This window comes from Lentilactobacillus kefiri (assembly GCF_009739535.1).
Taxonomy (GTDB): domain Bacteria; phylum Bacillota; class Bacilli; order Lactobacillales; family Lactobacillaceae; genus Lentilactobacillus; species Lentilactobacillus kefiri.
In genome coordinates, this window is record NZ_CP029971.1 from 2,100,872 (window position 1) to 2,121,264 (window position 20,393).

Sequence of the window (20,393 nt, forward strand, 5' to 3'; positions counted from 1 at the left end):
CGATACGTAATATAGCGTACCGATTTATACAACATCAGTCAACGGTCAAAATACCGGCTATTCAGAAATAAGTCCCTTAAACAGACCATAAACGAAGTCATTAGGATCAAATGGTCGAAGATCGCCCACTTTTTCTCCAAGCCCTACATATTTAACCGGCAAATGCAGCTCACTGCGAATTGCCAGAACAATTCCGCCTCGGGCTGTCCCATCCAGTTTTGTCAGGACAATTCCGGTAACGTCTGTGGCTTCTTTAAACATCTTTGCCTGATTCATAGCGTTTTGACCTGTTGTTGCATCAAGAACCAACAGGACTTCATGAGGTGCATCCGGAATTTCACGGGTAAGGATTTTCTTCATTTTGCTTAATTCGTTCATTAAATTAACTTTGTTCTGCAGCCGTCCGGCAGTATCGACCATTAAGATGTCGTATTGCTCGTCTCTGGCCTTTTGAACAGCATCATAAACAACTGAAGCGGGATCGCTTTTGGCTTTGCCCTTGACGATATCAACGCCGTCACGTTCAGCCCAGACGTTTAACTGTTCGATAGCGCCGGCTCTAAAGGTATCGGCAGCTGCCAAAACAACTTTTTTACCCTGATCTTTGTACATCTTGGCCATTTTTCCAATGGTGGTTGTTTTACCAACACCGTTCACGCCGACAAACAAAATGACAGTCGGACCGGATTTAGCCATGTTAATGGCAGAATTTTCACCGTTACCGGCTTTGTCATACATATCAATCAATTTTTTGACGATAACGTTCTGAACGTCCTTCGGCTTCTTGGCATTTTGAAGCTTCACTTCATCCCGGAGCTCATCGGTAATTCTCATTGAGGTCTCAAAGCCAACATCTGATTCAATCAACATGTCTTCAAGATTGTCAAAGAATGTTTCATCAACGTGCCGGAAGTTTGCCAGTAAGGCATTCAGCTTTTCACCAAATGAAGAACGCGACTTTTCCAATCCCTTTTCATATTGTTGGGTTGTGGATTCATCGTTTTCTGCAGCTTGGGTGGTTTCATCGGCTGGTTCAGTCTCGGCTTCAGTTGCTTTGGTCTCGTTTGAAGACTCTTTTGCTGAAGTTTCATCGTGTCCCTCGGCAGCCTGAGAGTTTTCGGCTTCTGACGACTGACTTTCATTTACCTGTTGGTTATTAGACGTCTCTGAAGCTGGCTCAGCAGTCTCTGTTTCTTTGGCTTGTTCCGTTGAATTGGGTTCAACGGGTGATTCTTCCTGAGAAGCGGTTTGCTTCTCTGTCGCCTTTGAGGCCTCATTTGCAGGAGCTTCATTAGCGTTTTCTTTAGCAGTATTTTCTGTAGCTGCATTCTCTTTAGTTTTATTCTCATTAGTTGCTTTGTCTGAAGATTCATTCTCCGTTTGTTCGGCATTTGGTTTTGACTCAGCTTGTTCAGTTGATTTCTTTGATTCTTTTTCTTCATTTTTCTTGGAACGACGTTTAAAAATATCAAAAAGACCCAATTAACTCACCTCTGTTTTTAAATTATCCAAATTGACGGTTACAACTTTTGAAACACCTGATTCCTGCATGGTAACACCGTACAGTTGATCGGCATAAATCATGGTTTCCTTACGATGGGTAATGACAACGAACTGGGTTTCATCACCAAACCGCTTTAAGTATTTGGCGAAGCGGTCCGCATTAAATGGATCCAATGCAGCTTCAGCCTCATCCAAAATACAGAACGGAACCGGTCGAACCTTGATGATGGCAAACAAAAGGGTAATAGCAGTTAAAGCTTTTTCACCACCTGATAACAGGTTCAAATTACGATAATTCTTGCCAGGCGGCTTGACCATAATTTCAATTCCAGTATTAAGCAAGTCATTGGGATCGGTTAAGACCAGTTTGGCTTCCCCACCGCCGAACATGTCGACAAAGACCTTCGCAAAGGATCTTCGGACCTTGTTAAAGGCATCCCCAAAACGGGTCGTAATTGTCGAATCCATTTCGCGCATGGTCGATGTTAAATGATCTTTGGCATCAATTAAATCCTGCTTTTGCTTGGTTAGGAAATCAAATCGTTTGGAAACTTCTTTAAATTCTTGAATGGCGCCAATATTTACTGGCCCAATCTCATCGATCCCGGTCCTCAGCATTTTAATCTGGCCGGCAATCTCTTTTTCATCCCAGTTCCAGTCCGGATTTTTCAAATCCAGCTGCTCAATCTGGTAGTCTTCACGAAGAGTCGTCAGATCATGATCAAGTTCCTGAGAATTCTTAGCTGCACTTTGCTGAGCATTGGTCAGTTCATACTTGGCGTTGTTTAAGTTGATTTGCTCATCTTGGATGGTCTGATTTAGGTTATCCAAATCATCTTGATTGGTTTGAACGGCTTCTTTTAATTCTTTTAAATGATCGTTCAGCAGCGTTTGTTTCTTGCCAGCGGCTTCAATTTGCTGATTTAAACTGCCGGAATCAACCTGTTTGTCCAGTTCATCTTTTAATGATGTCTGCTGTTGAGTTAAATCTGTGCGATTTTGTTGATGATCACTGATTTGCTTTTTGATGGCTGACTGGTCGACTTTCAGCTGGTTGAGCTTTTGTTGCTCGACGACAATCTTTTCATGTAGCGATTGTTTTTCAACGGCATACTTCTGGGCGGTTTCTTTGACGTTAGCGAGTTGAACTTGTTTGCTGTCCAGTTGGTCGTTGGTCATTTTCAACTGTTCGTCGATTGTATCCTGTTGTTTTGACAATGTGGAACTGGCCGTTTCCTGTTCAGGCTGCATGGCGTTCTTCATGGCCAGCTCAAGTGTTTTGATTTCTCGCTGCTTGTCGGTAATTGTTTGTTCAACTAACTGACAGTCATCCGCTAATCCCTTGACCTGCTGCTTGAGCTGAAAGGCTTTTTGCTGGCCCCGTTCGTGAGATGCTTCAATTTTGGCCAGTTCATCTTTGGCGCTTTGAAGTTGTTCTTCGTTTTGTGCCAGCTTTTGGTCCATTTGCGCCGTGGACTTGTTTAAGGATTCAAGTTCATTTTTTTGAACCAACACCCCTTGATTATCATGACGGTTGGCACCACCGGTTAAAGAACCGCCGGCATTGACCACTTGACCGTCCAAAGTCACAATTCGGGTTCGGTGGTTGATCTGTTTGCTGATGTTAATGGCGTTATTGAGTGAATCCGCAATCAGTGTTGTCCCCAACAGAAACCCTTTGATTTTGCTCAAATTGTCGGGCATGGTAACCAAGTCGGCAGCGATTCCAATAAAGCCGGCTGTATTTTGGGCATTATGCACGATTCCGCTATTTAAATGACGTTCATTAATCGTTGAAATTGGCAGTAAGGTCACTCGTCCAAGCCGCTCTTTTGTCAGCAAACGAATGGCCGCTGACGCTGCTTGGTTGTCTTCAACAATAATATGTTGAGCTTGTGATCCAAGAGCTGTTTCAATGGCTTTGACATACTTCTCGTCAATTTCCAGGTAATCGGACACTGGTCCTAAAATTCCGGTTAATTCATTTTTTCGTTTTAATAAATTTGCAACGCCACGATAAAATCCCCGGTACGAATCATGCAGATTTTGAAGCGATTCAGCCTTGGCTTTGGCCTGTTCGGCAATCTTGAGAGCGGCCAGCCAGTTTGACTGGGAGCTGTCCACAGCTTGCTTCCGGGTATCCCTGAGTTTGGTCAAATCGGCCAGCTTGCCGGACACCTCTGCCAGTTCTGCTTTAGCATGTACCAACGTTTGACGCTTTTCGTCAAGTTGGGCTTGGACACGTTTCAAATCCGCAGTTGCCGTGGCAATTCGCTTTCGCTGAGATTCCAAACGTTCTTCCAACTGCTGATCATCATGAGTCTTCATCGTTATCTGATTTTTGATGTCAGTCTTTTGCTGAAGCAGGTCAACATAATGACTACGGAGCTTGTCGATTTCAGATTCAATCGTTGAAACATTGTTGGCCTTTTCTTCGGCGGAAACTTTATCAAATTGCGTTTGTTTGTCGTCAATCTTGGCTGACAAACGTTTTCCGGCATCAACTGATTGACTCAGCTTTACCTGATAGTCGTCAATCTGTTTGTCGGTTAATTTAATTTGTTCTGAGATTCGTTTTAAATCTGCATCTTTAAAGGATTTCTCCTGGGTAGAAAGTTGATGCTTGCTCTTAAGTGATTGAATTTTTTCGGTTATATCAAGGATCTGATCGTTTAATTGGTCGATGGTTGTTCGGTCGACCGTCAGCTTGGCTTTTAATTTATCGCGTGAGTTTTCGTCTTGACGAACCTGCGCATAAATTTTATTAACCAATGTGGATTTATCACTCACAGTGGCTTTGAGCTTTTCAGAATCTGCCAGGCACTTTTTTGTCGACAGAATTAATTGCTTCTTTGAAAATTGATCAAGTCGCTTTTTTTGATCCAAATAATCGGTTGCCAAGCTGCTTTGCTCTTCCAATGGTGCCATTCTGCCTTGAAGTTCAGAGATGATATCTTCAACTCGGTTTAAGTTATCGGTGGTTTCATCGATCTCTTTTTGAGCCGTACTCTTATGCTGTTTATATTTATAAACACCGGCCACATTTTCAATGATTGAACGGCGTTCTTCAGGTTTACTGTTAAAAATCTGTTCAACATTACCCTGAGAGATGATTGAAAGCGATCCTTGGCCAATCCCGGTATCCATAAAGAGGTCGGTAATATCTTTTAGTCGACACTGCTTTTCGTTCAAATAATATGAACTGTCACCATTTCGAAAGAGCTTTCTGGACAGCTTCAATTCATCAAATGGGGTTTTGATAAAGTGATCGGAATTGTCCAGGGTTAGCGTCACTGAGGCCATGCCTAAAGACCGTCGATCAGCGGAGCCTGAAAAAATAACATCAGGCATTCGCGATCCACGGAGGTTTTTGGCAGATTGTTCTCCCATCACCCAGCGAATTGATTCGGCAATATTACTTTTACCGCTTCCGTTGGGGCCAACAATTCCGGTCATTCCACCGGGAAATTTGATCAGTGTTTTATCTGCAAATGATTTAAAACCTATAATTTCAATGGATTTAAGCTGCACAATCATTCTCCAGTCTAAACTAGATTGTCTCCTTCTGTATCAAAGTGCTCAAGTGCTTGTTGAGCGGCTTTTTGTTCGGCACCCTTCTTTGAATGGCCGATGCCGACACCATAATCTTTACCGTCGATTGAAACGTTGACTTTAAATGAACGGTCGTTATCAGGGCCGTATTCATCAACCAATTCATAATCAATAGCAACTGGGCCATCGGCTTGGGCAAGTTCCTGAAGTTCTGTTTTATGATCAAAGAACTCGGCAAACATCCCTTCGTCAAGCTTTGGAAAAATCACTTTGGTTACGAACTTGGTAACCTCATCTTGACCCTGGTCAAGATACAGGCAGCCGACAAACGACTCAAAAATATCACATAGCAAAGAATCCCGGTCACGTGCACCGGCTTTTTCTTCTCCTCTGCCCAAACGAATGTATTTATCAAAGTGACATTCTCTGGCGAAAGTACTGAAACTTTGTTCGTTAACCATTGCGGCACGCAGACGAGTTAATCGCCCTTGCGGCATCTTTGGATAACGTCTGAAAATATAGTTGGAAACGATTAACTGTAAAACAGCATCGCCCAAAAATTCCAACCGTTCGTAAAACTTGAGGCCTTCACCACGGTGTTCGTTAACGTATGATGCCTGTGTGAATGCTTCGTCTAATAAATCCTGATCATCAACATGGATATTAAAATCCTTTTTTAACATATCATTTAAGCCTTTTATCAATCTTTTACCTCCACATAAAGTCAAATAACAGTAAAAAATTGAAATTATATCAGTCTTGAAATAATTCCAATTTCTAGTTATCTGTATTATTTTTGATGAGCCATGATGTAGTCCACAGCTTCGTTAATTGTATTCAGCTTCTCTGCATCCTCATCGGAAATTTCAGCATTAAAAGTATCTTCCAGATCCAACACGAATTCAACGAAATCAATTGAATCAGCGTCCAGATCATTTTTAAAATTCAGGTCTCCGGTAATTTTACTTCGGTCGACATCAAATTGGTCAGCCACCAAATCGGCAATCTTGTTGAACACATCTTTTTTATCCATTTTGATAAACACCTATTTCATAAAATTAATTTGCTAATACCCATTATATCAACTATTTACTGCTTTTGATACTATCTTTTATTTGTTTCATTTCATCGGAATGATCAGTGACATATTTGTCTAAATCAGGGATCATATTTGATGAAATAATTTGACGAATTTGGCCGATGGTATTTTTGACTGTATCAGCCTTACTGCTTCCATGGGTCTTAACAACGGGGGCTTTGACACCCAGCAAAACCGCTCCACCGTATTGGGAGTAGTCCATTGAACCGCCAATTTTGTGGAAGGTGTCTTTCAGCATCAATGCACCAAATTTGGCTTTAGTACCATTTGACATGATGGTGTTTTTGATTAATTTGAGCATCGATAATGCGGTGCCTTCAATGCTCTTCAAGACGGCATTCCCAGTGAAACCATCGGTTACCACAACATCGGCAGCACCATTCAACAACTCACGTGATTCAACGTTCCCGATAAAGTTAATATCTTTATCAGCGGCCAACAAATCGTGAACCTTACGATGGTTCATGTCACCTTTGTCAGCCTCGGTTCCGTTGTTTAACAAACCGATCCGTGGATTAGCCACTTTGTTGACGTTTTGGGCATAATATTTACCCATTAATGCGTACTGATAGATGTTTAAGACCTTGGTATCCGCGTTGGCGCCGACATCAATCATCACAAACTTATTTTGAGCTTTGCCGGTAATAACCGGTAAAGTGGTCGTCAATCCAGGTCGGTCGATTCCTTTAATCCGGCCAACAATGAATAACCCGGCAGCTAAGATTGCACCGGTATTGCCGGCTGAGAAGAAGGCGTCGGCAGTCCCTTCTTTTACGGCTGTCGCAGCCAAAACGATACTGGATTGTTTCTTGGTCCGAACAGCTTTGACGGGTTCATCACCCATTTCAATCACTTCATCGGCTTGGATAATTTGAATCCGGTCATCATTTTTTAAGTACTTTTTGATCTGATCGGTTTTGCCGAATAATTGGAATTCAACATCTGAATAAGCATCTCGAGCTAATTCAATTCCTTCAACAACTTCTTTTGGGGCGTAATCGCCGCCCATTGCGTCAACTGCAATTTTCATAATTAACTCCTATTTAGTCAGTAGTAATTGTTTCATTATATTTTAAATACTGTGATAATTGTACATTTTCTGGATTTTTTTGCCAATCCTTGTGAACGGTAATGCTTTGAGCTTCTTGGTTGGCAACCTGAAGAATATTTAAATCACCCACCGGGTCGGCCACTTTGAAATCAGGCATTCCGGATTGTTTGCTGCCGGTTATGTCGCCTTGACCGCGTAATTCCAAATCCTTTTGGGAGAGGAAGAAGCCATCGGTACTGCTGGCAACGGCCTTCATCCGTTTTTTACCGATTTCATTTTTCGGATCGGCAATTAAGATACAGTATGACTGGGTATCTCCCCGGCCAACTCTACCACGAAGCTGGTGCAGCTGTGCCAAGCCAAAGTGGTCGGCATCAAATATTAACATCGTATTCGCGTTGGCCACGTCCACGCCGACTTCAATCACGGTTGTGGCAACCAACACCTGAAACTTGTTATCTTTGAAATCCTGCATGGCGGTATCTTTTTCCTGGTCAGACATCCGACCGTGTAAGAGACCAACCGTGTACTGGGGTTCAAAGATGGCCTTGAACCGTTCGAAAATTGCCATGGCATTTTTCATGTCAACAGCTTCAGATTCTTCAATTAAAGGCGTTACAACGTAAATTTGATTTCCGGAATCGAGCTGCTTTTTCACAAATCGAATGGCTGAATCTGTCTTGGCAGACGTGATCCAAGTCGTTTTGATCGGCTTTCTGCCTTTTGGCAGTTCATCGATGACCGAAACGTCCATATCACCATACATCGTGATCGCTAAAGTTCTGGGAATCGGCGTAGCAGTCATTGCCAGCATATTCGTACTGTGGCCCTTCAGACGTAACGCCTGTCTTTGGTTGACACCAAATCGGTGCTGTTCGTCAATCACCGCTAACCCAAGGTCGTGGTAATCAACTTGATCCTGAAAGAGCGCGTGGGTGCCGACAATCAAATTGACTTCACCGTCGGCAATCCTTGGCAGCATGGCTTTTCGAGCCAAACCGGTGGTTGCACCGGTCAATAAGGCAATATTGACGTTAAGGCCGTCAAACATTTGAGCAAACGTATTGGCATGCTGCTCAGCTAAAATTTCGGTCGGAGCCATAATGGCTGCCTGCTTATGAGCACTGATTGCAGCTAAGATGGCAATTGCCGAAACGACGGTTTTTCCACTGCCGACATCGCCTTGCAATAAACGGTTCATTTCCAAAGGTCTTTTCATATCATCCAAAATTTCACTGACAACCTTTGATTGGGAATCGGTTAATTTGAATTTTAAATGACTGATAAACTTGTCGATCAGCTTTTGATCATACGTAATTTTGGCAGCTGGATCTGTTTTTCTGTGAGTTGCTTTAAGCATTTGGACCTTCATGGAAAATAAGAAGAATTCCATGAACTTTGCGGTTCGGAATGCTCTTTGAGCAGCTTCGGGGGACTTTGGAAAATGAATATTTTGAATCGTATCGTGGAAGGATTCTAATCGATATTTTTGTCGAAGTGAAGCCGGCACAATGTCGGTTAATTGACCTTCATATTCATCAAACCCCAACTTTATCAGTTGCTTGATTGTGTTTTGTTTAACTTCTTTGTTACTTGGATAAATTGAATCATAGGTGTCACTTTTATCACCATTTAGAAATTTCATTCCTTGAATTTGATTGCGGTTGCGATCAAATGTTCCAAAAATGATTACTGGCGATTCCAGTTCCAATTGTTTCATCAGCCATGGCTGGTTAAAAAAAGAAACACTATAAATTTCATCATTGATTTTGAGATGAAATGACAGCCGGCTTCGTCGACGCCCAAAGAAGTTGACCGTCGGTTCACTAATGACAATTCCTTTAACAGTCACTTTTTGACCATCGACTGCGGTTCTCAAGTCCTTTAATGAAAGATCATCATATCGGCGGGGATAATAAGTCAGCAAGTCGTTGATCGTATTAATTCCCAACTTATTAAGTGCTGTTAAACGTTTTTCACCAACGCCTTTGAGGACCCCAACCGAATCGCTTAAACTGGTCATACTATCCCTCCCTTACTCATGATATAAATAAAAGCTTGGCCAGTTGTGACCAAACTTTTACAAATTGTTTATTCAACAGAAATGAGGAATGGATAAACCGGCTGATCTCCTTCGTGGATTTCAACCTCCAGTTCGTCATCCAACTTCAAAATGCCTTCCTGCACTTTTTCAGCGGTTGATTTGTCAGTGTCCTCACCATAAATAATGGTGATGGCTTCACTATCCTCATCCAGCATCTTTTTGACCATTTTAACTGCTGTGTCGATCAAATCATCACCAACGGTGGCAATGTCACCATCGACAATTCCCATAAACTGGTCTTTCTTAATTTCCAAATTATCAATTTTGGTATCCCGAATGGCAGTTGTTACCTGACCGGATTTAACGGTTGGCAAGTTGTCTTCCATGGCCTTTTGATTATCTTCAAGGCTGTTCTCAGGATTGAAACCAAGCATTGCGGTGATTCCCTGTGAAATTGTCTTTGAATGGACAATCACGGTTGGAATATCAACGACTTTAGCGGCTTGTTCAGCTGCCAAAAAGATGTTCTTGTTGTTAGGAAGCACAATCGCCTTTTTGGCTTTCGTATTCTTAATTGCGTTAACAATATCTTCAGTACTTGGATTCATCGTTTGACCGCCGCTCACAATGTGATTGACGCCTAAACTTTCGAATAATTGATTAAGACCCTTTCCTGATGAAACTGAAATAATCGCTGTATCGGAAACTGGTTGTTGAGTATTGATACTCTCAGCCTTTTGGATTGGTGAATCCTGTTGAGAATTGTCCTCGTCTTCTTCGATGATGGTCTCTTGTTGAAGACGCATGTTATCGACTTTAACAGTTGCCAAATCACCAAATTCCTGACCCCAGGCAAGAACTTTGCCGGGGTGTTCGGTATGAACATGGACTTTGACAATGTCATCATCATTGATGACTAACAAAGAATCACCTAATTTGGCTAAATAATCATAGAATGTTTGATAGTCAAATTTGTGGTCGACTTCTCGACCCTTGCCGATTCGAACCATGATTTGGGTACAGTACCCATACACGATGTCTTCAGGATTCAGTTTGCTTTGGACACTTTGATCAGCGACCTTGATCATTTGATTCATTTCGGCATCGTTTGGTTGATACTCACCAGATTCGGTTTCGTTTCGACCATTTAATACATCATCAAAGGCTTCAAGGACAAAGACCAGTCCCTGACCACCTGAGTCAACAACGCCAACCTGCTTTAAAACAGGCAGCAGATCAGGTGTTTTTTCCAAGGCTTTTTGAGATGCTTTGTAAATTGCATCCATCACGGCCACAACATCATTGGTCGTTGCGGCGGCCTTTTTACCGGCAGAAGCTGCCATTCTGACAACCGTCAGAATTGTTCCTTCGGTTGGCTTCATAACAGATTTATAAGCAATTTCCGTTCCAGCGATAAATGCGTCAGCGATGTCTTGGGCGCTCAAAGTTGTTTTGCCTTCGGTGGACTTTGAAAAGCCACGGAAAATTTGTGACAAAATAACACCTGAGTTACCACGGGCACCCATTAAAAGGCCCTTTGCCAAAGCGGCAGTCAGATCGCCGACCTCGGTTTTAACGTCCTTATTAACATATTTGTATCCCGAAGCCATTGAGAGGCTCATGTTGGTTCCTGTGTCTCCATCTGGAACCGGGAAAACGTTTAATGAATTGATAAAATCAGAATTTTTATTTAATTTAGTTGCGGCTGCTTGAACCATTGCCGTAAATTCGGTATTCGTAATTTCTGTAACTTTCAACTACCTTGTCCTCCTTGGTCACTTGCGTAATCAGTCGTTCATTACTTGAACGCCCTGAATGATTACATTGACCGAATTTGCAGATACGCCAAGCATGCTTTGCAGATTATACTTAACTTTTGCTTGAACATTTTTGGAAACTTCTGAAATCTTGTTTCCATATGCTACGATGATATAAACGTTAATTTCAATTTCATTATTGTGTTGTTTAACCACAACACCTTTGAAATAGTTTTCACGATTCAGAATGGTGTTGACGTTATCTCTTAGCTGGTTGCGACTTGCCATACCAACGACACCATAATTGTCAGTTGCAGCACCGCCAACAACATTTGCGATAACATTGTTGTCGATGTCAACTGTTCCAAATCTTGTTTTGATTTTGACGGCCATGTGCAGCAGCCTCCTTAATTTTCTATTTACCTATTAACGATAGTTAATATTACCACAATAACGCTAAAAACCAAAGTAAACATAAAGCCTCGAAAAATGACTGTCAAGTATAATTACTTGAAAGAAAAGTATTGCAATATCAATGTATCTATGATAAATTATTCTAGTGTAATGAAACAGACTCTAACACTAAAATCAAAGAGAAGGGAGATTTGTTACCCATGGCAAAGGATTTTATTAACGGTAAGCGTACCCACTTTGGTAACAAACGTTCACACGCTTTAAACTCAAGTCGTCGCAGCTGGAAGCCAAATTTACAAAAAGTTCGCATTCTTGTAGATGGCAAGCCTAAGAAGGTTTGGATTTCTGCCCGAACACTTAAATCAGGTAAAGTTACCCGTGTATAGTAATAACTTGGATCGATTATAATCGATCTTTTTTATTACAGGCGAATTTACAATTGAAATGCAACACAAAGTAAAAAAATAAACCCATACCGGGTAGAATCTGTTTAACGACCAAATCAAACAATTCGAGGTATCCGGTATGAGCTATAAACATCTTACTATAAAAGAACGTGAAATACTTATGTTTTTACGAGCTAAGGGGTTATCTATCCGGGCTGTTGCGTTACGGCTGGGGCGAAATCCAAGCACTATTTCACGGGAGTTAAAACGTTGTGCAGGTAATTATTCCCCAAGCAAAGCAGATAATGACTATCATCAAAAGCGGCAGAATTGTCACAAGAAGCGACTATTAGACAGCCATCCACAATTACGTCGTCAAATTGTTCATTACATCTTAGATCTGCACTGGTCACCAGAGCAGATTACCGCTCGCTTTAATAAGGAACATCAATGGTGTGTTAGCTACAACACAATTTACCGTCATATCTATCAACACAATTTAGGTGAGAAGTACTCCTCACGTGGTGATACCGGTATTCAGCGCCATCTCAGACATAAACATCGGACTCGGCATTCAAAGAATACTAGACGACATCGAGAAGTACAGACCGACTATATCTCGATCCATGAGCGCCCTGGTTTTATCAACCAGCGTCAACGTATAGGTGACTGGGAAATTGATACTGTGATTGGTCGAACGGGTCACTCCATCCTTTTAACGGTTGTCGATCGGCTTAGTCGGCTTACGCTTATCAAAAAGGTTGTGCAAAAGGACTCGCAGGAGATAAATAAAGGCTTAGTTGAACTGTTAGGGGCCATTCCTAAAGAATTTGTTCATTCTATTACACCAGATCATGGGACCGAATTTCTTCATCTTGATGAAATCAGCGAAAGGTTAGGTGTTACTGTCTATTGGCCCGATCCATATTCGCCTGAACAGCGTGGAACAAATGAGAATACAAATGGATTAATCCGGGAATATTTTCCCAAGCGAACAGATATTGATAATTATACAGAACAGGACGTTGGACACTGCCAAAAGCAGTTAAATCAACGTCCTCGCAAAGTGTTAAACTATGAAACCCCATATGAAGTATTTTTTGACAAACCGTTGCACTTAGTTTGACAATTCGCCCATTCAAATAAAGGCATCTTTCAACTATTGTTGGAAGATGCCTTTATTTTTACATAACTTCGAATTCATTAATTGAATCGGTTAATATCTTTACTTTGAATGACACACATGACCCCACTGCCAAATTTAAACTTGGCAGTTTGACCAACAAATTCATTGCTGGCCAGTGACATAGGATGAGTTACCTGATAATCATTTAACTTGTACTTCTCATTAAATAAGGTTAAGTGATCCATTGGTGTAAGTGCCACGAATGCCAAATACTTTTTATCGGGTTCCTTATCAATCTGGTATTCACCGGGTAAGAAAAACGTCAGCGTATTTTGCTTATCAATCATTCGAATCTTGGGAGCAAACGGCTTAAAACGGGGTTCTAAGACCATCCATAAGTTTGCCAGGAAATGATCCAAGCGGCCGCCCGTTGCGCCGTAGATGTCCAAACGGTCGGCATGGTGCTCCTGCAGTGCAACCTTTAAACCAAGTTGCGTATCAGTATCATCTTTTTCCGGAATTGATTGCCGAATATCTTTGATATGACTGCGAACCAACTGAAGTTCTTCGGGTTTCAGTGAATCAAAGTCGCCAATTGCAACCAGCGGGTCAATTCCCATATCAATTAAATGAAGATTGCCCCTATCAATACCAATCCAGTCGCCCTTGATCTGGCCATTTTTCAATTCATCAGGCCAGAGGTCGATTGGACCGCCAACTAACAAATTTAATACTTTCATTTACTTCGTCGCATCCTTAATGGCTTTGATTCGGCTGACAGGATCGTCAGCATCAAAGACGTATGACCCTGCAACAGCAACTGTCGCACCGGCTTTATAGGCGCCAACAACGGTATGATCGTTTACACCACCGTCAATTTCAATATCAAAGTTGAGGTTTTGTGACTTCTTGATTTCATTTAATTCAGCGATCTTCTTGACCGTTTCTGGTAAGAACTTTTGACCGCCAAAGCCAGGGTTAACAGTCATAACCAAGACTTGATCAACCATGTAAAGCACAGGGGTAATTGCAGAAACCGGTGTTCCAGGGTTAATAACAACTTCAGCTTTAACACCCTTGTTCTTGATCATTTGCAATGCCCGGTGAATGTGAGGGGTTGCTTCAACATGGACCCCAATGATGTCAGCACCGGCGTCGGCAAATTGATCAATAAACCGTTCTGGTGATTCAACCATCATGTGAACGTCCAAGGTCATCTTGGTAATTGGACGAATGGCTTTGACCCAACCAGGACCATAAGACAATGCCGGAACAAATTGACCATCCATGATATCAATATGAAGCACTTCTGCTCCACCTTTATCAACCTTTTCAATATCCTTTTGTAAATTAACATAATCAGCACTTAAAATTGAAGGCGCAACTTTAATCATAATGAACTTCCTCACTTTTTATAATTTGGTTTCCGATTTTTGATGTCGGTATATAACTGGAGATAATTTTCATATCGGCTTTCCATAATTTGACCATCGGCAACTTCCTTTTTAACTTCACAATCAGGTTCGTTGACGTGGGCGCATCCCCTGAATCGGCACTTAACGGATGCCCGTTTGAATTCAGGAAAGTAGCTGCCCAGCTCTCGATAATCGATCTCCAGGGTATCATACGAAGAGAATCCCGGTGTATCAGCAATATACCCATCATTTACCCGCATCAGGGCAACTTTTCGAGTCGTATGCTTTCCACGATTCAGGGCCATGGAAATTTCTCCGGTTGCCAATTTCAAATCAGGCGCCAGATGATTGAGAAGTGTCGACTTACCGGCACCTGTCTGTCCCATTATCACATTTTCTTTACCTGAAAACAATTGACGCAAATGGTCCAATGAATTTTCATCAAAGGCCTTGTCAGGTAATATCACGTCATAAGGAATTTTGGCATAATCTGCCGCCAATTCTTTAAAATAAGCCATCTGCTTGTCATTTAACAAATCAGTTTTAGTAAAATAAATAATCGGTGTGATGCCGCTGATTTCAAGCGCAATCAACTGACGATCAAGTAAATTACTGGAAAACTCCGGTTGAGTCGTTGCCGTTGCAACAATTGCCTGATCAATATTAGCAATTGGCGGTCGGACCAACGAATTTTTTCTTGGGAGCATTTTTAGTATGTAACCTTTGTTCTCATCTTCAACTTGGAACTCAACGTCATCACCAACCAATGGTGTAATTTTGCGTTTGCGAAAATTCCCCCTGGCACGAGTTCGATAAACTTTACCCTCTGAATGGACATCGTAAAAGCCACTCAAAGATTGAAAAATCTTTCCTTGTTTCAATTGATCACCTCGATAAAAAAGTCACTTCCCCTTTATTATAAGAGAAGTGACTTTAATTTGCAGTAATTATTAATGTGAATCGTACGTGACATTATTGTCGCGCATGATTGTTTTGCCATCTCGAACCACTTTGTACTTACCAACTTCGTTATTGGTCAGTTTAAATGGCAAGACGACTTGGGTATCTTTTGTGATGACCATTTGCTTGTATACATTGGATAAGCTGTGATCGTGATCCTTTAAGTAAATCAGTACAACGTTTTCATTGGATCCACTGTTATTATCGGCAGATGACTCATCAGATGCCCCACTTTCATCTAATGCTGAACTGGATGAGGCGTCCGTTGTATCGGTTTCTTGAAGATACGGAATCGTAATCCGTGTGTTGAAGCTCTTTAGTTCATCAGAACTATCCTTCTTTGTTCCCCGAGAGATCCAAACAGCAACGTTGCCGCCCTGTTGGATTGACTCATTCGCGTTTGGCGACTGACGAACGACTCGGCCTTTTGGCTGGTCACTTGAATATGTGTAGTCAAAAGTTGGATTGATTTCGACTTTATTTGCATAAGCAATCACTTGTGATTTGGTCATGCCGGTCAAATCTTTCAGCGTAATTCGTTTAACACCGGTTGAGACGACAAATGTTAATGTCTTGGTATTCGGGTTGAAACGTTTGTCAGCTTGAAAGTCCTGTTGGAGGATCCGACCAGACTGGAATGAACCGGATGGTGCATTTCGCTTGTGGACGGTGAATCCTTCATCTTCAAGTTTTTGTTTAACAACATCGAACTTTTGGCCAACATAATTGCCAACCAGAACCATTCGAGGACCCGAACTAACAACCAAATTGACTTTTGTCCCCTTTTTAACCTTTGTTTCTTCTTTAGGACTGGAACTAATGACCCGGTGACGATCGATTTTGGTGCTGCTTTGATATTTGACATCACCAACCGTTAAACCGGCATCCTTGATCTTTGACTCCGCCTCGGTTTCCAAGGTTCCGGAGACAACTGGGACCGTCGTTTTACCGGTAGCTGTCATGATCATCAGAAATGCGATGATGATAACCAACAGGCCGATAATGCCGCCAATGATCAACCAGCGACGACGGTGTTTCTTTTTGGGCTTCTTGTCATTTTTTTCAGCATCCGGATGATCGTTGTTCGGTTCTCTTTTGGCGGGATTGGCATCGGCTGATGCATTCGTCTCGTTCAAAGGGCCAAAGGGCATCACCCTTGTTTCTTCGTTAGCTGTGTCTGCAGGGGGTTCAACCGTGAACCTGGGCTCGTTAGCCCGAGACTTGTCCAAAGAAGTGTTGAGATCCGCTGCCATTTCATTAACACTCTGATAACGATCGTCAGGGTTCTTGGCGGTTGCTTTGAGAACAACATTTTCCAATGCTTGTGGGATTCGCGGGTCAAAGTCCCGGACAAACGGCATCGGGGTTTGTGAATGCTTAATCGCAATTGAAACCGCCGTATCACCGTTAAATGGGACTTTGCCAGTCAAAATCTCATATAAAATGATTCCCAAAGAATAAATGTCCGAACGAGCAGTCGCCATCTGGCCTTTAATTTGTTCCGGTGACAAGTAATGAATCGACCCAATAATGGATCTTGTTTGGGTCATCGTGTCTTCACTACCAGCTCTGGAAATACCAAAGTCGGTAATCTTAATATAGCCATTTTTATCAACTAAAATATTTTGGGGTTTTAAATCACGATGAATAATATTGTGTCGATGAGCTTCACTCACAGCGGAGCAAATCTGTTCCATAATATTGACGACTTCGGCGTAAGGAATCGGAAAGCTGTCTTTGATATATTCCTTGAGATCTTCCCCATCGACGTACTCCATGACCAAGTACTGCATCCCCTCAACCTCATCGACATCATAAATGCCGACAATGTGAGGATTATCGAGCTGAGTTGCAGCCATGGCCTCATGCTGAAACCGTTTCTTAGCTTTGGGGTTGTCACGAAAATCCAGCCGCAACAATTTTACGGCAACTTTTCGCTTGAGAATTAAATCCTCAGCCAAATAGACGTCAGCCATTCCGCCTTCGCCCAAACGACCAATGATTTCATATCTGCCATTTAATACATAACCCTTATTCATCGGATGTCACCTCCGAATCATATCGGGCAAGTAAGACGGTAATATTGTCCAAGCCGCCATTTTCATTAGCCATCGAGATCAACATATCGCACTTGGACTGGAGTTCTTCATCCATTGACAAAACTTTTTCAATATCGGAATCGTCAACCATGTTGGTTAAACCATCCGTGCAAAGCATAATTTGATCGCCAGGCTTGGCAGTATATGGCTTGAAGTCGGCTGCCGAATCATTATTAATCCCCAAGCTCTTGGTAATAATATTTTTGTATGGATTGGTTTTTGCCTGATCAGGGGTAATATCCCCATGCTTAACGAGTTCGTTAACGTATGAATGGTCTTCTGTAATTTGAGTAAACTGACCATTTGAGTAGACATAACCCCGGCTGTCACCAATATTGGCAATTAAGCTTTGCTTGCCGTCAATTAGCGCCGCAACAATTGTTGTGCCCATTCCGTGCAAGCGCGTATCGGTATTTGACTCATCGATAATTGCGGTATTTTCCTTGGCAAGTTGATTTTCAAACCAGGTTTCAATTTCATCCAAACTGGAAATTGCCGTCTCTTCAAAAGCCTCTCCCATGTGCGTTACAACCATTTGAGAAGCCACTTCACCGGCGTTATTTCCACCAATTCCATCCGTAATTAGTGCTAAAACTAAGCCATCTTGATTTTTGAACGCACCGACTGCATCTTCGTTCTTGTCACGAACTTTGCCAGTCGAGGATTGATAAGCAATTTGCAAATTGATCAACTCCGTTATGATTTCCGAGTAAGAGAACAAACAAAGAATCCGTCTGAATCATAGTCATCGGGATAAATCTGAACCATGTCGCTATCTGGATTCAAGTTCATATCGGTCTTTGTTTTGGTGACTTCAAAATTAGGATTTTCTGTGATAAATTTCGCAATCACGTCTTGGTTCTCTTGTTTGACGATTGTGCATGTACTATATGTAATAGTGCCACCAGTTTTAACTTTGGATGAAACAGCGTTTAAAATCTGCAGCTGAATTTCACTTAGCCGGTTAACGTCGGCAATCGTTTTGTCGTAACGGATTTCCGGCTTTCTTCGAAGCAATCCCAATCCGGAACATGGCGCATCAACTAAGATGCTGTCAAACATGCCATCTTCGAACTTTGAGTCAACTTTTCTTGCATCCAATTCAAAGGTTTCAACCTTCTTGTACAGACCCAAGCGAGTTGCGTTCCGTTGAACCGTCTTTAATTTGTTCTTGTGAATATCAAGTGCAAATACCTTGCCACCATCCAAACGGCTAGCAATTTGAGTGGTTTTACCACCAGGCGCACTACATGCATCCAAAATGTTGTCCGATGGTGAAATATTCATTGATTCGACTGGTAACATAGCACTTTCATCCTGAATTGTTAATAAGCCGTCTGAGAAGAAGCTGCTGTGAATAATTTGACCGTCTTTAATGATGATTCCTTCACTGGAAACTTTACTTGGTTCGGCATCAAAGCCGTCTTTTTCCAAGTCCTGCAGTAAATCTGCCTGAGAAATTTTGGCAATATTTGCTCTGACCGATTGTTTAGGTGCCTTGTTGAGGGATGCAAGAATTGAAGCCGTCTTTTCCTTTCCAAGTTGGTCTTCCAGCATGCCGACCAACCATGTTGGCACACTGTATTCAATTGATAAGCGGGTCTTTTCGTCTTGAATATCATTCAAATTAGGAGTTCCCTTACGATCCATTTGATGAAGAATTCCGGTTACAAATCGTCTGGTTCCATCATGACCCATTACTTTGGCAATCTTAATGGTTTCATCAAAAATCGCCCGCTTTGGAACTCGGTCGAGATATTCAAGCTGATACATTGCTGTGTAAAGCAATTCTTTTACCCAAGTTTCTGTCTTCTCGGGTTCACGTAAGAATGGCTTTAATTTGTACTCTAAAGTCAGTCGGTGTTGAATGACGCCGTATACGATGTTGGTAAATAGTGCCTTATCGGCATTCCCCATCGATGTTGATTGAATAACGGCGTTAATTTGAAGATTTGAATATGAACCATTGCTTGTACGAACCAATGTCATAACGGCAAGTTGGCGTGGATTATTTGTTGTATATTTCATTTATTTAATCACCTGTTGGCCAACTTTAAGTGACTGGCCAATCCCATTTAAGTAGTCTGTTATTTGTTGTTTTGGTTTGCCTGCGGGCTGAATTTCCAGAATTGAAAGAACCGTTCCCTTACCTGCGGACAATAATAATTGATGCTTCGTTTTTTCAACGACTGATCCCGGTTGTAAATCAGTGTGCTGATCGATCACTTCAGCTTTCCAGATCTTGGTTCGCTTATCATTAATCATTGTATAAGCGACCGGGTCCGGACGCAATGCACGAATCTTGGCATTGATCATAAAAGCAGTTTGACTGAAGTCCAGGATCTCTTCGTCAGGTTTGATATTTGGTGAAAAGACAACTTGACTTTCATCTTGGGGAACCGGTGCAACGTCTCCGGAAATAACTTTGGGTAATGTTTCCAAGAGGAGGTCTCTGCCCACAAAACTGAGCTTTTTAAACATGGATTCCGTGTCGTCATCATCTTCAATTTTGACAGCTTTTTGAGATAAAATATCACCTGCATCCATCTTTTTAACCATGTAGATAAGACTGATTCCGGTTTCTTTGTCACCGTTCATGATGGCATATTGGACCGGTGCGCCGCCACGATATTTAGGCAGCAGTGAACCGTGAACATTGACGGAAGCAATCTTAACTGCGTTTAACATCTTGGTTGGTAGGAACTGCCCGTAAGCAGCTGTCACAATCAAGTCCGGGTGAAAATCAATTACCCGCTGCATTTCCGGACTGCCGCTTAACTTTTCTGGCTGAAAGACCGGAATATTGTTCTTTACTGCGGCTTGTTTAACCGGACTCTGCGAAATTTTATGTTTTCTGCCAACCGGCCTGTCGGGCTGGGTGACGACACATAAAATATCATATTTTTTATCAAGCAATCCTTGTAAAACTGGAACCGCAAAAGCTGGCGTTCCCATAAATACAACTGTCGTCAAATTAATCGTTTCCT

The 20,393-nt window shown here is 42.0% G+C and carries 17 protein-coding genes; 2 read left to right on the forward strand and 15 right to left on the reverse strand.

From position 1 onward, the window contains the following. Window positions 1–57 precede the first annotated feature (57 nt). The 8 genes from ftsY to DNL43_RS10020 form a co-directional block, all read right to left on the reverse strand. Complete coding sequence (gene ftsY, locus DNL43_RS09985) at window positions 58–1,482, reverse strand: signal recognition particle-docking protein FtsY (protein ID WP_095344960.1); 1,425 nt, start codon at window positions 1,480–1,482, stop codon at window positions 58–60. After that, complete coding sequence (smc, locus tag DNL43_RS09990; RefSeq protein WP_057962788.1) at window positions 1,483–5,034, reverse strand: chromosome segregation protein SMC; 3,552 nt, start codon at window positions 5,032–5,034, stop codon at window positions 1,483–1,485. A gap of 14 nt (window positions 5,035–5,048) precedes the next feature. Then, on the reverse strand, window positions 5,049–5,759 hold the full coding sequence (gene rnc / locus DNL43_RS09995; RefSeq protein WP_054769497.1) for a ribonuclease III: 711 nt from the start codon (window positions 5,757–5,759) through the stop codon (window positions 5,049–5,051). A gap of 86 nt (window positions 5,760–5,845) precedes the next feature. Next, a complete protein-coding gene (gene acpP, locus DNL43_RS10000; RefSeq protein ID WP_057962789.1) occupies window positions 5,846–6,088 on the reverse strand; it encodes an acyl carrier protein in 243 nt (80 codons plus the stop codon). Between the two features lie 52 nt (window positions 6,089–6,140). Continuing rightward, window positions 6,141–7,184, reverse strand: a complete 1,044-nt coding sequence (plsX, locus tag DNL43_RS10005; protein WP_057962790.1) for a phosphate acyltransferase PlsX — start codon at window positions 7,182–7,184, stop codon at window positions 6,141–6,143. A 13-nt stretch (window positions 7,185–7,197) separates the two neighbouring features. Continuing rightward, window positions 7,198–9,228, reverse strand: a complete 2,031-nt coding sequence (gene recG / locus DNL43_RS10010) for an ATP-dependent DNA helicase RecG (RefSeq protein WP_057962791.1) — start codon at window positions 9,226–9,228, stop codon at window positions 7,198–7,200. 68 nt (window positions 9,229–9,296) lie between these two features. After that, window positions 9,297–11,006: a DAK2 domain-containing protein gene (locus DNL43_RS10015; protein ID WP_095344959.1), complete on the reverse strand. Its 1,710-nt coding sequence runs from the start codon at window positions 11,004–11,006 to the stop codon at window positions 9,297–9,299. Window positions 11,007–11,036: 30 nt separating this feature from the next. Continuing rightward, window positions 11,037–11,399, reverse strand: coding sequence for an Asp23/Gls24 family envelope stress response protein (locus DNL43_RS10020; RefSeq protein ID WP_054769498.1), 363 nt, complete (start codon window positions 11,397–11,399; stop codon window positions 11,037–11,039). Between the two features lie 221 nt (window positions 11,400–11,620). Here DNL43_RS10020 and rpmB point away from each other — a divergent pair, with 221 nt between their 5' ends. Both rpmB and DNL43_RS10030 read left to right on the forward strand, forming a co-directional pair. Further along, entirely contained in the window at window positions 11,621–11,806 is a 186-nt protein-coding gene (gene rpmB, locus DNL43_RS10025; protein ID WP_008856832.1) for a 50S ribosomal protein L28, read from the forward strand. A gap of 139 nt (window positions 11,807–11,945) precedes the next feature. Continuing rightward, entirely contained in the window at window positions 11,946–12,932 is a 987-nt protein-coding gene (locus DNL43_RS10030; protein WP_156645071.1) for an IS30 family transposase, read from the forward strand. 77 nt (window positions 12,933–13,009) lie between these two features. Here the strand turns inward: DNL43_RS10030 and DNL43_RS10035 are convergent, their stop codons facing one another. The 7 genes from DNL43_RS10035 to fmt form a co-directional block, all read right to left on the reverse strand. Then, window positions 13,010–13,672 carry a thiamine diphosphokinase gene (locus DNL43_RS10035; protein WP_057962238.1) on the reverse strand — a complete coding sequence of 221 codons (663 nt, stop codon included), beginning with the start codon at window positions 13,670–13,672 and terminating at the stop codon, window positions 13,010–13,012. Next, window positions 13,673–14,326 carry a ribulose-phosphate 3-epimerase gene (rpe, locus tag DNL43_RS10040; RefSeq protein ID WP_054769424.1) on the reverse strand — a complete coding sequence of 218 codons (654 nt, stop codon included), beginning with the start codon at window positions 14,324–14,326 and terminating at the stop codon, window positions 13,673–13,675. An 11-nt stretch (window positions 14,327–14,337) separates the two neighbouring features. Continuing rightward, window positions 14,338–15,228, reverse strand: coding sequence for a ribosome small subunit-dependent GTPase A (gene rsgA, locus DNL43_RS10045; RefSeq protein WP_057962237.1), 891 nt, complete (start codon window positions 15,226–15,228; stop codon window positions 14,338–14,340). A gap of 69 nt (window positions 15,229–15,297) precedes the next feature. Next, window positions 15,298–17,346, reverse strand: coding sequence for a Stk1 family PASTA domain-containing Ser/Thr kinase (gene pknB, locus DNL43_RS10050; protein WP_057962236.1), 2,049 nt, complete (start codon window positions 17,344–17,346; stop codon window positions 15,298–15,300). Further along, window positions 17,339–18,088: a Stp1/IreP family PP2C-type Ser/Thr phosphatase gene (locus DNL43_RS10055; protein WP_054769425.1), complete on the reverse strand. Its 750-nt coding sequence runs from the start codon at window positions 18,086–18,088 to the stop codon at window positions 17,339–17,341. Before DNL43_RS10055 ends, pknB begins: the two co-directional genes overlap by 8 nt. Window positions 18,089–18,102: 14 nt before the next feature. Then, on the reverse strand, window positions 18,103–19,434 hold the full coding sequence (gene rsmB, locus DNL43_RS10060; RefSeq protein ID WP_057962235.1) for a 16S rRNA (cytosine(967)-C(5))-methyltransferase RsmB: 1,332 nt from the start codon (window positions 19,432–19,434) through the stop codon (window positions 18,103–18,105). Further along, window positions 19,435–20,379, reverse strand: a complete 945-nt coding sequence (gene fmt / locus DNL43_RS10065; protein WP_057962234.1) for a methionyl-tRNA formyltransferase — start codon at window positions 20,377–20,379, stop codon at window positions 19,435–19,437. Window positions 20,380–20,393 lie beyond the last annotated feature (14 nt).